1 protein-coding gene is annotated in these 1,003 nt (G+C 38.5%); it reads right to left on the minus strand.

Going from position 1 to position 1,003, the window contains the following annotated elements; translation table 11 throughout:
• Nucleotides 1-52: 52 nt before the first annotated feature.
• The coding region (locus RG571_RS11990; protein WP_236923653.1) for an IS256-like element ISEfm2 family transposase at nucleotides 53-1,003 on the minus strand (951 nt) is incomplete at its 5' end.

Genomic DNA, 1,003 nt, shown 5'->3' on the forward strand with positions numbered 1-1,003 from the left:
GGGAGCGTCAATAATTTTGTGTAAATAACTCGTCCTTCTGCAAAATAATGGGTTACTCAGTAAACATTGAAGCTAATGTATCCGTCACTTGTTGGAAGCCTTTATGGCTTCTATTTAAGAATTTTTGATTGTATGTATCAAAGATGGATACTAGGAAACGCTCTAGTGATTCTTCATTTTGAAACTGATCTTTTCTGCGGCTGTATTTCTTGATTTGTTTATTGAAAGATTCGATTAAATTAGTTGAGTAAATGCTTCGGCGGATACCAGGCGGAAACTCATAAAAAGTCAATAAATCTTGATTTTTTATCAGTGACTGCGTCACTTTAGGATAAGTTTTCTGCCACTTCTCAATCATACTCCCTAAAAAGGTATTTGCCTCTTCCTTTGAGCTAGCTTGATAAACAGCCTTAAAATCATCACAGATTTCTTTTCGATCTTTGACACGTACTTTATGAGCAATATTACGGGAAATGTGAACACAGCAATGTTGGTATTTAGCTTTAGGATAAATCTGGTGAATCGTATCTTTCATGCCTTTTAAGCCATCGGTAATAAACAGTAAGACATCATGAACCCCTCTGGAGTAAATGTCCTGTAACAACTCATTCCAAACGTAGGTCGATTCAGTCGGGGCAATCGCATAACTTAGTACTTCTTTAGTGCCGTCTTCTCGTATACCAATGGCAATATAGATTGCTTCTTTGGAGACGGTTTGCCGTTTTAAAGGAATATAAGTAGCATCCATGAAAATAGCGACATACTTATCATTTAGAGTTCTAACTTTAAATGCATTTACTTCTTCAGTCAGCACTTTAGTCATGTTGGACATGGTTTGGGGCGTGTAGTGATGCCCATACATTTTCTCAATCAAGTCTGCGATTTCCGACATGGTAATACCTTTTCGGAAGAGGTGAATGACGGTCTCCTCTAAGGTATCATTCGTCCGTCTATAAGCAGGAACAGTCTGTTGCTTGAACTCGCCGTTGCGGTCGCGCGGAAT

The sequence above is a fragment of the Enterococcus sp. FR204 genome, assembly GCF_031143325.1.
GTDB classification, from domain to species: domain Bacteria; phylum Bacillota; class Bacilli; order Lactobacillales; family Enterococcaceae; genus Enterococcus_B; species Enterococcus_B faecium.